The sequence below is a fragment of the Mesorhizobium sp. WSM4989 genome, from assembly GCF_029625795.1.
Lineage (GTDB): Bacteria > Pseudomonadota > Alphaproteobacteria > Rhizobiales > Rhizobiaceae > Mesorhizobium.
Genome location: NZ_JARTVN010000002.1, coordinates 1,008,405 through 1,024,259, shown reverse-complemented (window position 1 = coordinate 1,024,259; position 15,855 = coordinate 1,008,405). Strand labels below are relative to the sequence as shown.

Below are 15,855 nucleotides of genomic sequence, written 5' to 3'. Positions count from 1 at the left end.
TGGAACATGGTGGGGAATGTGCAACTTTGGAATGGGGCCGGTTGGCGTGATAGCGACAGCCTTGACGCAAATTTGTTAGTCCACAGCACATTTCCAAAAATTAACAGGGCAATCAAATCAAGACATTGCCGGCGGACAGGCCTCGTGCGCGCGCCAAAAGTCCTCTTCAGCCCGCCGGGGCGGGCAACACCGTCAATATTCGCGTTCGTAAAAGACGCCGCCCTTGGCTTCGCCCGCGTCGTTGGCCTCGCCGCGCAGCTTCACGCCCCTCCCGACATTGAGATCGATCGTCGCCTTGCCGGAGCCCGGTTTGTCGCCCTTCTGGATTGTCACATAGGTACGGTCGTTGAGGTACTTGCCGGCCGAAACCGCGGTGCCCCCCTTCTCGTCGGTCGTCACGTCGAGATCGTCGATGCCGATCGCGCTGCGTAGATTGTCCAGCAGCGAGGTCGTGCCGCCGGCCCCTGCCAATTGCGCGGCCGCGTCGGCAAGCTGGGCGATCTGCAGCGGCGAGAGATTGGACATCGAGCGGCCGAAGATCAGTTGCGCCAGCACCTCGTCCTCAGGCAGCGCCGGTGCGGAGGAGAAGTTGAACTTCGGGTTGGTCGCTTCGCCCGAAACGACGATGGTGACGGTGGCGCTGCTGGTCGTCGTGGTCGCGGTCAGGTTGAGGTAAGGCACAAGCGAACCCTGGAACCCGACTGTGCCCTCGGTGAAGGTCAGCCGCTTGGCAAGGATCGTCAGCCGGCCGCGTTGCAAGGTGAAGGTTCCGACGGCCTGCGGCGAGGATGCCGGGCCGGTCAGCTTCAGCGAGCCGCCTAGCTCGGCGTCGACGCCCCTGCCCTGGATGAAGATCTGATTCGGTGCGTTGACCGTCACGTCGAGGACAAGGCCGCTGCCGCTGCTGCCGCCGCTGCTGGATGTCGGCGGGTTCAGCGCTCTGTCCTGCGCGCGCACCGCGCGCGGCGGGTTCTTATGCTTCACATCCAACTCCGAGAGCGAGCCGGGCAGCTTGTCCGGCACGGTGATGACCGTCCTCGCCAGATTGATGGTGCCGGCGATCACCGGCGCCGACACGAGCGGCCCCTTGATGGTCAGGTCGCCGGCGAGGTTGGCGGTCACCACCCTGCCGTCGGTGTAGCGGGCGTCGGTGAGTTTTATCGACAGGTCGGCCGGAAAACCTTGCGCCGGCATGATGCCGACGGTGCCGCTCGCCGAAAGGCTGCCGCGCGTCGACAACGTGCCCGTCAGGCGATTGATCCTGGCGACGCCGCCGCCGATCGAGACGTCGGCCCCGATGTCGTTGACCGCCAGCCCGGAGCGCGCGTCTATGAGACGGGCGCCCGACGTCGTGACTTTGCCGCTGATCACCGGCGCGGATACAGGACCGCGCACCTGCACGTCGACATTGGCGGTTCCGTTGAGCGCCAGGCCTTGCACGGCGAGTTTCGAGGCAAGGAAGGAAAACGGCACCTTGCCTTTGAAATCGAGCGCCAGGGTCGGCCCGCCTGCCGTCGTCACCGTGCCGCCGCCCTTGAGACCAAGGCCCGCGCCGTCGCTGATGTTGGCGTCGAAGGCAAGCTTGCTGCCGGCAAAGGTTCCCGACGAGGATACGTTCATGCCGCCGAGGCCTGCGCCCCGCGTCTGCGAAGTCTGCACGCCCGAGGCATCGACATTGAAGGCGACCGTCGGAGTGGCCGGCGCGCCGGAGACCTTGACCGTGCCCGAGATCGAGCCTGCCGCATCGAGGCCAGGCGAGAAACTGTTTGCGAGCGAGACCGGCACCCTGGCCAGATTGGCGTTGATGTCGAGCGTCTGCGTGACCTTGCCCGTCACCGTCGCCGTACCGCCGCCGAGATTGAGCACCAGCCGGTCGAGCGTCGTCGCGCCGTTGGCGATGGTCACGGTCGAGGCCTGCGCGATCGCCGCCTTGATGCCTTGCACCGTCGCTTGGCCCGACGCGAGCTCGACGGTCGTCGTGCCGTTCGCCACTTTCACCCGGCCGGCCGCTTTCGCCGGAATGTTCTTCACGGTGGCGCCGCCGGAAAAGCCGGTCCAGTCCCCGTCACGCTTCAGGTCGACATCGATCCTGGTAACGGCAGTGCCGCCGGAGGTCACGCTGTCGGCGCGGATCTTGCCGGAGATGACAGGTGCTGCAAGGTAATTGGCGATCTGGGCGTCGATGGCGACTTTTTTGGCCGAGAGGTCGCCGCGCCGGATCGCCGCCGTCGTTGCCTTGACGGCGACGTTCGGTGCGTTGCCGGCCTTCGAGAAGGCGATCGTGCCGCGGACGTCGCCTTCCGCCTTTTCCAGCGCAAGCGCCGCCAGCGGCCCGATGTCAGGAAGATCGAGCGACACGGTGCCCACCGGCACGAAAGCTTCATCAAGCGCGAGGTCGCCGGAGATCTTGTTCGGACCGAGCGACAGCAGAAGCCCGTTGATCGCGCTCTTGCCATTGGCGGTGGCAAGCACCGCATTGCCCTGCAGCGGCTGTCCGGCGACATTGCCGGTCAGTTGCACATCGGCCGCCGGATTGGCGGCATCGGCCTTGCCTGTCGCGGTGAGCTTCAGTCCGGTGATCTCGCGCGCCGCCACGGACAGCCTGTCGCTGTTCACCGTCAGCGAGAGGTCGGGCGCCATAATCGGACCTTGCGCATTCAGGCCAAAAGCGATGGCGCCCTTGGCGTCTTTCGACAGCAGCGAAACGTCGCTCAACGCCCCCCTGATGTCGGCGGCAAGCTTGTTGTCGGCAAGGCTCGCCTGCCCGTCGGCGCTCAGCGCGCCCGAGTTGAGCTTCAAGCCGGAGACATTGACATTGCCGTTGGCGTCGCGTTTCAGCGCGGCGCTCAATTGCGCGCTCTCGCCCAACATGCCGCGCACCGCCGCCGGCAAGGCGGAAGAAGCGACATTGGCGTTCACATTGAGGTCGACGGCGCCGTCGCGCAGCGACATGCGGCCGGCGACCTGGCTGTTGAGCGCATCGCTCTTGAGCGAGCCGCTGTTGACGGCAACGGCGTCGCTCGTCAAACGGCCATTGACCTCGGCCGTAACCTTGCCGGCAACCAACGGCGCGATCATCGGATTGTCCAGGCCGATCCTGTCGATCGACACCGTCCCGGAGACCGGGCCTGCCCGCCCCTTGAGATCGAACGCATCCGAATGCAGCGCAACGGCAAGGCCGTCCACATTCACCTGGCTGGCGGCAACCGAAGGCAGGATGGCGGAAGCCTCGAGGCGGGCCTGCGTGCTTTGGCCGGCTATCTTTGCCGACAATGACTGGACCTCGATCTTGACCGGGCTTTCGGCGCTGCCGATCGTCAACGGCAGGCTGGGTCCGGATGACGTCAGATCGAGCGAAAAATCGCTGACGCCGTTCGGATTCAAGCTGCCGGCGGCGTTGCCGGAAATCTTGTCGCCCGAAAGCGTTGCATGGTCCAGGGCCAGGCCGCTCGCCAGACCGTAGCTGCCGGCGGCATCCAGATTGAGCGGCCCAAGTCCGGCCTGGCGGGTCTGGCTGGTCTCGGCGCCGGCAAGCTTGGCGTCGAACTCGATATCGGGATTGGCCGACGGCCCCGTAACATGTGCCGTGCCTTCCAGCGTTCCGGCAGCATCGAGGCCCGGCACGAAATCATTGGCGAGCGCCGCAGGCAGGCCGGCGAAATTGGCCGTCAGGTCGAGGATCTGGCCGGCGCTGCCGGAAATGGTCGCCGAGCCGCCGCCGAGATTGAGCGCAAGCTTCTCGACGCTGGCGACGCCGTTGGCGATTGCAAGGCGCGACGGCTCGGCGATCGCCGCCTTGATGCCGCGCAGGGTCGCTTCGCCGGACGCGATCTCGACGCTGGTCTTGCCGTCGGCGATCTTCACGCGCCCGGTCGCGGTGGCCGGAATGCCGGATGCCGTCGCGCCGCCGGAAAAATTGGTCCAGTCGCCGTCGCGCCTCAGGTCGATGCCGATACCGCTGACCACCGTCTTGCCGGAAGTGACGCTGTCGGCCTTGATCGTGCCCGATATTGCCGGTCCCTTGAGATAATTGGCGATCAGCGCATTGACGGTGATCGCTTTCGCCGCCACTTCGCCGCGCGCGATCGATGTGCTGGCCGCATTGATGGTGAGGTTCGGAGCCGCGCCATCCTTGGCGAAGGCGATCGTGCCGTTGATATCGCCGGTCGCCGTCTGGCCGCCTAGCGCCGCCAGCGGGCCGACATCGGGAACGGCCAGCGTCAGCGTGCCAACCGGCAGGAACTGGTCGTCGAGCGCGAGGTCGCCGGAGATCTTGTTCGGTCCCAGCGACAGCAGAAGCCCGTTGATCGCGCTCTTGCCATTGGCGGTGGCAAGCACCGCATTGCCCTGCAGCGGCTGTCCGGCGACATTGCCGGTCAGTTGCACATCGGCCGCCGGATTGGCGGCATCGGCCTTGCCTGTCGCGGTGAGCTTCAGTCCGGTGATCTCGCGCGCCGCCACGGACAGCCTGTCGCTGTTCACCGTCAGCGAGAGGTCGGGCGCCATAATCGGACCTTGCGCATTCAGGCCAAAAGCGATGGCGCCCTTGGCGTCTTTCGACAGCAGCGAAACGTCGCTCAACGCCCCCCTGATGTCGGCGGCAAGCTTGTTGTCGGCAAGGCTCGCCTGCCCGTCGGCGCTCAGCGCGCCCGAGTTGAGCTTCAAGCCGGAGACATTGACATTGCCGTTGGCGTCGCGTTTCAGCGCGGCGCTCAATTGCGCGCTCTCGCCCAACATGCCGCGCACCGCCGCCGGCAAGGCGGAAGAAGCGACATTGGCGTTCACATTGAGGTCGACGGCGCCGTCGCGCAGCGACATGCGGCCGGCGACCTGGCTGTTGAGCGCATCGCTCTTGAGCGAGCCGCTGTTGACGGCAACGGCGTCGCTCGTCAAACGGCCATTGACCTCGGCCGTAACCTTGCCGGCAACCAACGGCGCGATCATCGGATTGTCCAGGCCGATCCTGTCGATCGACACCGTCCCGGAGACCGGGCCTGCCCGCCCCTTGAGATCGAACGCATCCGAATGCAGCGCAACGGCAAGGCCGTCCACATTCACCTGGCTGGCGGCAACCGAAGGCAGGATGGCGGAAGCCTCGAGGCGGGCCTGCGTGCTTTGGCCGGCTATCTTTGCCGACAATGACTGGACCTCGATCTTGACCGGGCTTTCGGCGCTGCCGATCGTCAACGGCAGGCTGGGTCCGGATGACGTCAGATCGAGCGAAAAATCGCTGACGCCGTTCGGATTCAAGCTGCCGGCGGCGTTGCCGGAAATCTTGTCGCCCGAAAGCGTTGCATGGTCCAGGGCCAGGCCGCTCGCCAGACCGTAGCTGCCGGCGGCATCCAGATTGAGCGGCCCAAGTCCGGCCTGGCGGGTCTGGCTGGTCTCGGCGCCGGCAAGCTTGGCGTCGAACTCGATATCGGGATTGGCCGACGGCCCCGTAACATGTGCCGTGCCTTCCAGCGTTCCGGCAGCATCGAGGCCCGGCACGAAATCATTGGCGAGCGCCGCAGGCAGGCCGGCGAAATTGGCCGTCAGGTCGAGGATCTGGCCGGCGCTGCCGGAAATGGTCGCCGAGCCGCCGCCGAGATTGAGCGCAAGCTTCTCGACGCTGGCGACGCCGTTGGCGATTGCAAGGCGCGACGGCTCGGCGATCGCCGCCTTGATGCCGCGCAGGGTCGCTTCGCCGGACGCGATCTCGACGCTGGTCTTGCCGTCGGCGATCTTCACGCGCCCGGTCGCGGTGGCCGGAATGCCGGATGCCGTCGCGCCGCCGGAAAAATTGGTCCAGTCGCCGTCGCGCCTCAGGTCGATGCCGATACCGCTGACCACCGTCTTGCCGGAAGTGACGCTGTCGGCCTTGATCGTGCCCGATATTGCCGGTCCCTTGAGATAATTGGCGATCAGCGCATTGACGGTGATCGCTTTCGCCGCCACTTCGCCGCGCGCGATCGATGTGCTGGCCGCATTGATGGTGAGGTTCGGAGCCGCGCCATCCTTGGCGAAGGCGATCGTGCCGTTGATATCGCCGGTCGCCGTCTGGCCGCCTAGCGCCGCCAGCGGGCCGACATCGGGAACGGCCAGCGTCAGCGTGCCAACCGGCAGGAACTGGTCGTCGAGCGCGAGGTCGCCCGAAACCTTGTTGTCGCCCAGTGCAAGGCTGAGGCCCTTGATCGCGCGCTTGCCGGCAGCGGTCACCAACGACGCCTCGATGTCGAGCGGCTGCTCCTCGACGCTGCCCGTCAGCGAGATATCGGCCGAGGGGTTGGCGATGTCGGCTTTGCCCTTCGCCGAGAGCTTGATGTCCTTCACCGTGCGGCCGGCCGCCGTCAGGCTGGCGCTGTCGGCCGACACCGAGAAATCCGGCGCCCAGCGCGGACCGCTGGCGGTCAGCGCGAAATTGACCCCGCCGGCAAGCGGCGTGCCCGCCAGCGACGACAGCGCCGATACATCGCCCAGCGTTCCCTTGACGTTTGCCTTGATATCCGAGCCTTGCGCGCTGGCGGTGCCGCTGGCGCTGAGCGAGCCGGAGGTGAGTTCCAGCTCGTTGGCCGCGAAAGCGCCTTCCGGATCGCGGGTCGCGGTAGCCGAGAATTTCACCCGTTCGCCAAGCAGCGAGCTGATCTGCGGCGGCAGCGCCTTCGATACGGCGTCGGCGTTCATCTTCAGCGTCATCGACAGGTCGGCGAGCGAGACGCCGGCGGTCAGCGCGGCATTGAGCGCATCGCTGCGCAACGTGCCCTGGTCGACGGTGACGGTGTCGCGGCTGATCGAACCGGCGAGATCAGCGGCTAGCTTGCCCGTCACCAGCGGCGCCAGGGTCGCCACGTCGGTCTTCAGGCCGGCGGCCGCGAGCTTGACATTGACCGGCCCGGTGCGGGTCGCGACGTCGAAGCCGTCGGAATGGACCTGTCCCGTCACATTGTTGAGCTGCGTGCCGCCGACGGCGATCGAGGCCAACGAGGTGCCGATGTCGACTATCGGCGCCTTGCCGTCGCCAAAGGCGCGTGCGGTCGCCTTCTCGACCGCGACCAGGATCGGCACCGCGCTGGTGCCGACGTCGATGGTGACGGGCTTGTCCTTGGCGGAGAGCTCGACGGCAAGATCGCTGGCGCCCTTCGGGTCGACATTGCCGGTGGCCGTTCCGTGCACGGCGCCGCTCTCTACAATTGCGCGCTCGATATCGATCCCGCCTGTCGTGGTCGCCGTCCCGGCCACGTCGAAATTCGTCTTGCCGGCAAACAGCGACTTGAACTTCTCCGGCAGGAAGCGCTCGAATTCGCCGTCGCCTTTGGCCTCGACATAGTGGCCCTTGTCGCTCAACTGATGGCGGCCGGTGAGCTGGGCGACGATCTGACGATCGACAACGAACGTGCCGATGCCGTTCCAATTGGCGAGCGGCCCCGTGCCGGAGACGACGATATCAACGGGGGGCGCATCGGGGAGCTTGAGCAAATTGGCGATGATGCCGCCGGCCGGCTCCGACGCCTTGAGATCGAGGTCGAGCTTGTTGTCGGCCGGCGCGAAACGGACCTTGGCGTCGACATTGCCCTGCTTGCCGTCGCGGCGGGCGACTTTGAGCACCGTGTCGATCGCCAGCGGCGATGGATCGGCCTTGAGCGAACCCTTGGCGGCAAGTTCGGCAATCCCGCTGCCGGCGAGCTCTTGCCCGAGCGCGATCTCCGGCAGCTCGATCTCTTTGACGTCGATCGAGACCGGCAGACTGTTCGATGCGCCTTGCGACGGCTGTTGGCCGGCTCGTGGCAGCCGCGCCAACTCGATGCGCTCGGCTTCGATGCGATCGGCGCTGAAGTTGCGCGACAAAAGCGCCGTCGGCGACCAGTCGAGCGCCACCTTGCGCGCCACCAGCCAGGGCCCCGTGCGATCCTCCAGCACGACATGATCGAGCCTGAGCTGACCGGACCAGATGCCTTCGATACCGCTGACGGTGATCTTGCGGTCCTCGGTCGAGGCCAGCTTCGAGATCAGACCGGCGAGATTCTGACGGCCGCCTTCGGTGCCGGTCAGCACGGCGAGCGCGCCGATCGCCACCACCAGCAACAGGAGCAGCGTGTAGAGGCAGATACGAAGGATGCGCCAGAATATCCTCATCATCAGAACGCCTGACCGATGCCGGCATAGAGGCCGAAATGCGGATCGCCCGGATCGCGGTTGAGCGGCACGGCGGCGTCGATGCGCAGCGGCCCGAATGGCGTAAGATAGCGCAGACCGACGCCGGCGCCGACCTTGACGTCGGAGAAATCGGGGAAGGATTTGGTCGAGACCGTGCCGGCATCGACGAACGGAACGATGCCGATCGTGTCGGTGACGGCCATGCGCATCTCGACCGAGGTCTCGAACAGGGACAGGCCGCCGATCGGCTGGCCGTCGATGTCCTTCGGGCCGATACCTTGATAGGCATAGCCGCGCACCGAGCCGCCGCCGCCGGAATAGAAGCGCCTGTCGGCCGGAACATTCTGCAGCCCGGTGCCAACGATCGAGCCGAGCGTAGCGCGTTCGGCGAGGACGAATCTGCTCGCCGTATCGAGCGACTGGTAAGCCGAGCCTTCGCCCTTCAACTTGAGGAAGGTCGCGCCGTTCAGAATGTCGTAGCTCGGCTCGGCATAGGCGAGCGCCCGGAAACCCCTGGTCGGGTTGAGCTTGTTGTCGCGGCTGTCATAGACATATTGCAGCGGAATGCTGGCGATCAGATAGGTGTGCTTGCCGAAGGCGTCGGTGATCCTCGAGTAGTCGAGGTCGAATTCGGCCGAGACCCGCTGCCTCTTGTCGAGGTCGTAGGAGACTCCAACGTCGCCCTTGACCGAGAAATGGTCATAGGCGTCGGGGTGCTCCAACACGGTCTTGACGCCGGTGAAGAACTTCGATGTCGGCCCGAGCACCCCCGGCTTCTCGAACATGATGCCGGCATTGTAGTTGAGCGCGGAAATGCTGTTGCTGCCGATGCCGCTGATGGAGCCGTCGATGCGCAGCTTCTCCGCCTGGCCGAACAGGTTGCGGTGGCCCCAATAGCCTTCGAGCCCCAGTCCTTCCGTGTTCGAAAACGTGCCGCCGACGCCGAAAAAGCGCGGCTTGCGCTCGCTCACCTGGACGTCGATCGGAATGTTGCCTTGAGCGTCGAGGCTCTCGCCCTCCTTGATGGTCACGCTGTTGAAGACTTCGAGCCCGAGCAGCCGATCGCGGGCATCGTCAATCTCTTGCGGCGAATATTGCTGGCCCCGCTTTAGGTCGGTCATGTATTCGGTGAAGTCGCGATCGACCTTTTCGGTACCCTCGACGGTGGTGTCGCCATAGCCGGCGACCGGGCCGGCCGCGACCGTCAGTGTCACGTCGAGCGTTGAGGTGTCATGGTCTGCGACGATCTCGCGATCCGTCACCTTGGCTAGCGGTCTGCCCTCTTCCTTGAGCGCTCGCACGATCGCCGCTTCGGCCTTGAGCACGGCACCCGAACTGGCGTCGCCGCCCGCGATCAGGCCGAAATCGGCGCTCGCCAGGCCGGCCGCGTCGCCTTTCAGTCTGATGTCCCCGAGGGTGAATTTCGGCCCGGCGGCGATGCTGACGACCACCGGAATGGGCTGCGGCCCCTTGAATTCGGCGTCCGGCGGCAGTTCGTCGATGGACTTGCCCTCTATGGTGATGGTGACCACGCCCTCGTAGCGGGCGTCGGCATAAAGGGCGGCAACCAGTTGCTCGCGGTCGCTGCGCGCCTTGGCCATCAAGCCGAGCGACCCCGATACCGGGTGCTCCTCGTCATTTTTGAGCGCCGAGGCATCTTCCAGCTTCTTGACCAGATCCTTGTCGGCATCGGGAGCGTCAATGGTCACCGAATAACGCAGCGGATCGACGATGTCGGCATCCTCGTCCTTGGACGAGCCCCAAAGCTTGATGCCGAAAATCTCGAAAGCAGCCGCCGGCCGGGCTTCGCCGGCGAGCATGGCCGCGCAGACGAGCGCCAAAAGCAGGGCGCGCGGAAGCCCGCGCCCTGGCGCGATCCCTCCTGACATCTGCGTTTCATACGCCGGCATTACGCTAACCTAGACGACAAAACTAAAATTGGAATGAAGTTCTGAAACGCTCGTAAAGGGGCCACAATCCAATTGTCTGAAATAGACCGGGCTTGGAATTCACACCTTTTGCGCCTTCGCAAGAAAGCGTGAACCCTTGTCCCATGGAGGTTCTGTCGAAATACCGGCCTGTGGCCGGCATGGAAACCGTTGGCGGGTTGAAAACCTGCCGCGTTCGGCGTTGACAAGCCTGTTTGATGCTTGATCATGGCCGGACGCTGCAATGTCGGGAGGGTGATATGGCAATGCGCGCGGCTCGTGGTCTCTCTTTCCTCGTTCTTCTGTTCTTTGCCTTGAGCGGGGCCGCGCAAGCGGCCGAAGCCCGGCGAATCGTGACGACCGACAACTCCGACTATTTCGGTTTCGACCTCAGGTCCGACCAGAATGTCAGCCTCGACCAATGCAAGACCACATGCCTCGGCGATCCCGCCTGCCGCGCCTTCACCTACAACACGAAGGCCAAATGGTGCTTTCTCAAATCCGACTACAATCAGCTGAAACCCTTCAGCGGCGCAGTCGCCGGCAAAGTCGCAAACATCGATGGCGACCCCGATATCGGCGCGCCGCCTCCACTTGCTTTCTTCCCCAACTGGATGGCCGATCAGGCCCAGCAGTTCCGCAACAAGCTGACCGATCCGGCGTATGACAAGCCGACCGAAGGGCTGGCCGCACTTCAGGCTGCGGCCGAGCAGGCAGCGCTGACCGGCGACCATCGCCTGGCCATGCAGAAATACCAGGCGGCGCTGTCCGTCCTGCCCGACGACGGCGCGCTCTGGCTGGCGCTGGCGCGCGAGACGCTCGGCGTGCAGCCGGCTTCCAACACTTCCGAACCCTCGACCCTGCCGGCAAACGTCACCTCGGCCGCTTTCAACGCCTATAAGCTGGTGCGCACGGCAAAAACCCGCGCCGAGGCGCTGGCGCTGCTTGCCGCCGGCCTCGACAAGCGCGACCTTTTCCGGCCGGCCATTCAGGCCTATGAGGCGAGCCTTGCGCTGGTGAACTCGCCAGCCGTGCAGGCCGACTACGCCGACCTCAAAGCACGCAAGGGTTTCCGCGTGATCGACCATTCCGTCGATGCCGATTCCTCTTCGCCGCGCATCTGCGCCCAGTTCTCCGAGGACTTGGTGAAGACCGGCGTCGACTATTCGCAGTTCGTCACCGTCGACAATGCCGCTCCCAAGGCTGTCGAAGCCAAGGACAAGCAGATCTGCGTCGAAGGGCTTGAACATGGCCAGCACTATGACGTGACCTTCCGCGCCGGTCTGCCGGCCGCGATCGGCGAGTCGATTGCCGCTCCGGTCGTGCTGTCGATCTATGTCCAGGACCGCGCCCCGTCGGCCCGCTTCACTGGCGACAGCTTCGTGCTGCCGGCCGGCGCCCGCCGCGGCATTCCGGTCGTCACCGTCAACATGAGCGCCGCCAAGATGAAGCTCTACCGCATCGGCGACCGATCGCTGGCGCAGCTTCTGTCCGGCTACCAGTTCCCGCATCAGCTCGACGGCTATGACATTTCCACCATTTCCGACCAGATGGGCGAGCCGGTCTGGGAAGGCACGCTCGACATCGCCAACGACCTCAACAAGGAGGTCACCACCTCCTTTCCGGTCGACGAGGCGATCCCGCAGCGCAAGCCCGGCGTCTATGTGCTGACCGCCCAGCCGGTCGACGACAAAAGCGACGATTATGGTTCGCGCGCCACCCAGTGGTTCGTCGTTTCCGACATCGGTCTGTCCACCTATACCGGCCAGGACGGTCTCAACGTCTTTGCCCGCTCGCTGGGCTCTGCCAAGCCGATTGCCGGCGCCGAACTGACGCTGCTTGCCAAGAACAATGAAATCCTCGGCACGGCGACGTCCGACGCCGAGGGCCATGCCGTTTTCAACCCGGGCCTGACGCGCGGCGAAGGCGGCATGGTGCCGGCGGTGCTGATGGCCAAGCAGGGCGACAACGACTTCGTCTTCCTCGACATGGGCCGCGCCGGTTTCGATCTGTCGGACCGCGGCGTTGCCGGGCGTGCCGCGCCCGGCGCGCTCGACGTCTATGCCTGGACCGAGCGCGGCATCTACCGCGCCGGCGAAGACGTCCATGTCGCCGCCCTTGCGCGCGACGGCGCCGCCAAGGCGGTCGAGAACCTGCCGCTGACCTTCATCTTCACCCGACCCGATGGCGTCGAGAACCGCCGTATCGTCAGCGACGGCGCTTCCGCCGGCGCCCATGCCGTCGATCTGTCGCTCGAGCCTAACGCCATGCGCGGCACCTGGTCGGTGTCGATCTACACCGATCCCAAGCAGGCACCGGTCGCCAGCCATATGTTCCTGGTCGAAGACTTCGTGCCGGATCGCATCGAGTTCGACTTGACGGCCGACAAGAAGGAAATCGCGCAGGGCGAGACAGCCAATGTCAGCGTCGACGGCCGCTTCCTCTATGGCACGCCGGCCGCCGGCCTCGCGCTTGAAGGCGAGATGACGCTGTCGACCACGGACAGCTGGGATCGGTTCAAGGACTTCACCTTCGGTCTCGCCGACGAGCAGTCGGCCGAACCTTCGGTGACGCCTTTGGCCAACCTTCCCCTCGTCGGCGACGACGGCAAGGCGACCTTCCCGGTCTCGATCGACCAACTGCCCTCCACGACCAAGCTGATCAACGCCAAGGTCACAGTCCGCATGCGCGAAGCCGGCGGCCGTGCCGTCGAGCGCTCGCTCGACATCGCCGTCCATCCGGAAAAGGAGATGATCGGCATCCGCCCGGATTTCGAAGGCGGCGAGGTGCCGCAAGGCGGAACGGCGAAATTCAGCATCATCGCCGTCGATCCGAACGGCAAACGCGAGGAGCTGAAGGGCGCGCAGTGGTCGCTGGTCAAGGTCGAGCGCAATTACCAGTGGTACCGTTCGAACAATTCCTGGAACTATGAAGCGGTGAACCTCACCAAGGCCGTCGCCAACGGCCAGATCGACCTGAAAGCCGACGGCGAGGCGACCGTGTCGCTTCCTGTCGACTGGGGCCGCTACCGGCTCGAGGTCGAGACGGCCGACCCCGATGGCCCGGCGACCAGCTATGAGTTCGACGCCGGCTGGTACGTCGCCTCGACCACCACCGAAACACCGGACGGCCTGGAGATCGCTCTCGACAAGGACACTTATGCCGCTGGCGAGGTGGCCAAGCTCAAGGTGTCGCCGCATTTTGCCGGCGAACTCCTGGTCACCATCGGCGCCGAGAAGCTGTTGAAGACCGTCACCGCTTCGGTGCCGACCGGCGGCAGCACCGTCGACATCCCGGTCGGCAACGACTGGGGAGCCGGCGCCTATGTCACGGCGACTTTGTTCCGGCCCGGCGATGCGCAGGAATCGCGCATGCCGGCCCGCGCAATCGGCGTCAAATGGCTGACCGTCGATCCGGGTTCGAAAAAGCTCACTGTTGCGCTTACGCCGCCTGGAAAGACGGCCCCGCGCCAGCAGCTGTCGATCCCGGTCGCCGTCAGCGGCGCGCAAGCCGGCAGCAAGGCCTATGTGATGGTCGCCGCCGTCGATGTCGGCATCCTCAATCTCACCAACTACAAGGCGCCCGATCCGGAGGACTGGTTCTTCGGCCAGCGCATGCTGGGTCTGGAAATCCGCGACCTTTATGGCCGCCTGATCGACGGTTCGCTCGGCACCACCGGCAAATTGCGGACCGGCGGCGACGGCGCCAACATGCGGTCGCAGGGCAGCCCGCCGACCGAGAAGCTGGTCGCCTTCTTCTCCGGCCCGGTCGAGCTCGATGCCAACGGCAAGGCGCGGATCGATTTCGACATCCCGCAGTTCAACGGCACCGCGCGCGTCATGGCCGTCGCCTGGACCAAAGAGGCCGTCGGCCATGCTCAAACCGACGTCATCGTGCGCGATCCGGTGGTGATCACCGCCGGCCTGCCGCGCTTCCTGGCGCCTGGCGATGCCGCGACCATGCGTCTCGACATCGCCGACACCGACGGCCCTGCCGGCGACTACAAGCTGTCGGTCACCACGACCGGCGATCTCTCGACCGGCGACAAGCCCCTGCCCGAGAAGCTGACGCTTAGCCAGGGCAAGCGGCAAGCGCTCTCATTTCCGCTGATCGCGCAGACGGCGGGCGACGCTTCGATCACCGTCAAGCTCGCGCATAACGGCGGAACGGAGGTCGAGCAGACGCTCTACCTGCCGGTGCGCCCGGCGCAGCTCCCGGTCACCAACCGCATAGTAGTCGACCTGAAGCCCAATGGCGGAGCCTTGCGCGTCGACAAGGAGCTGCTCGCCGCAAGCGTGCTCGACGGTGCTTCGGTCAGCATCGGCGTCTCGCAGGCAGCCGCCTTCGACATCCCTTCGCTTTTGATGACGCTCGATCGCTACCCCTATGGCTGCGCCGAACAGACAACCAGCCGCGCCTTGCCGCTGCTCTATGTCAACGACATGGCCAAAAGCATCGGCATGGAGAGCGATCCGGACCTGCATGGGCGCATCCAAGATGCCGTCTACAAGGTGCTGAGCTACCAGGCATCAAGCGGCAGCTTCGGCCTCTGGGGCCCGGGGTCCGGCGATCTCTGGCTCGATGCTTATGTCACGGAGTTCCTGACCCGGGCACGCGAGCAGAAATACGACGTGCCGGCTCAGGCGATGAACCAGGCGCTGAACAACCTGCAGAACTCGCTTGGTTATGACCAGGACGTCCAGGATCGCGGCAGCGAGATCGCCTACGCGCTCTATGTGCTCGCCCGCAACAAGAAGGCCTCGATCGGCGATCTGCGCTACTATTCGGACACGCAGCTCGAGTCCTTCTCCAGCCCGATGGCTGTCGCCCAACTGGCCGCGAGCCTGGCGCTCTATGGCGACACCCAGCGTTCGGAGGCGACTTTCCAGACGGCCTTGCGGCTGGCGCAGGCAAGCACCGAATACGACTATTATCGCTCCGATTATGGCTCGCCCCTGCGTGACGGCGCGGCGATGCTTGCGCTGGCCGCGGAATCGAAGCCGGTGCCGAGCATCGTGCCGCAGCTGATCAGGCTGGTGGCGCGTGAACGCGCCGACGCCCGCTGGACGAGCACGCAGGACGAATCCTGGATGCTTCTTGCGGCAAGGGCGCTGAAGGAAGGCAACAATTCGATCACGCTTTCCGTCAACGGCGCGCCGCATACCGGCGGCTATTCCGATCGGGTTGCCGGCAACGACCTTGTCGACAGCCCGCTCGCCATCGCCAACACCGGCACGACGGCGCTGCAGGCGGTGGTCACCGCGGTGGCCGCACCCGTCGAGCCGCTGCCGGCCGGCGGCGACGGCTTCACCATCGATCGTACCTACTACAGGCTCGATGGCACCGAGGCCAACATCACCGAGGCCAGGCAGAACGAACGCTATGTGGTCGTGCTCAAGGTCTATGAGCAGAACAAATGGCCCTCGCGCCTGCTGATCACCGATCTGTTGCCGGCCGGCTTCGAGATCGACAATCCGAGCCTGGTGTCCAGCGCTCAGTTGTCGAACTTCTCCTGGCTGGCGCAGACCGACGCCGCGCATCTGGAGTTCCGGGACGACCGCTTCGTCGCCGCCTTCAATCCCAACGAAGGCGACGGCGACCGCAACATCACGCTGGCCTATGTCGTGCGCGCCGTGACGCCCGGCACCTATGCCCATCCCGCGGCGACGGTGGAGGACATGTACCGGCCGCAATATTCGGCCCGCACCGCCTCCGGCATGATGGAGGTCAAGGCGGAGTAAGTATTCCGACGCTGGCGATCACAAACATGGCGATAGCGCTGCCCCTCATCCGC

At 65.3% G+C, this 15,855-nt stretch carries 3 protein-coding genes; 1 reads left to right on the top strand and 2 read right to left on the bottom strand.

Annotation, left to right across the window (positions count from 1 at the left end):
* Positions 1-192: 192 nt before the first annotated feature.
* A complete protein-coding gene (locus tag P9217_RS17630; protein ID WP_278087412.1) occupies positions 193-8,112 on the bottom strand; it encodes a translocation/assembly module TamB domain-containing protein in 7,920 nt (2,639 codons plus the stop codon).
* A 2-nt stretch (positions 8,113-8,114) separates the two neighbouring features.
* The gene (locus P9217_RS17625) at positions 8,115-10,043 is read right to left on the bottom strand and encodes an autotransporter assembly complex family protein (RefSeq protein ID WP_278087370.1); all 1,929 of its coding nucleotides are present in this window, start codon (positions 10,041-10,043) and stop codon (positions 8,115-8,117) included.
* Between the two features lie 278 nt (positions 10,044-10,321).
* On the opposite strand from P9217_RS17625, the gene P9217_RS17620 reads away from it, so the two are divergent.
* On the top strand, positions 10,322-15,802 hold the full coding sequence (locus P9217_RS17620; protein ID WP_278087369.1) for an alpha-2-macroglobulin family protein: 5,481 nt from the start codon (positions 10,322-10,324) through the stop codon (positions 15,800-15,802).
* The last annotated feature ends 53 nt before the right edge of the window (positions 15,803-15,855 follow it).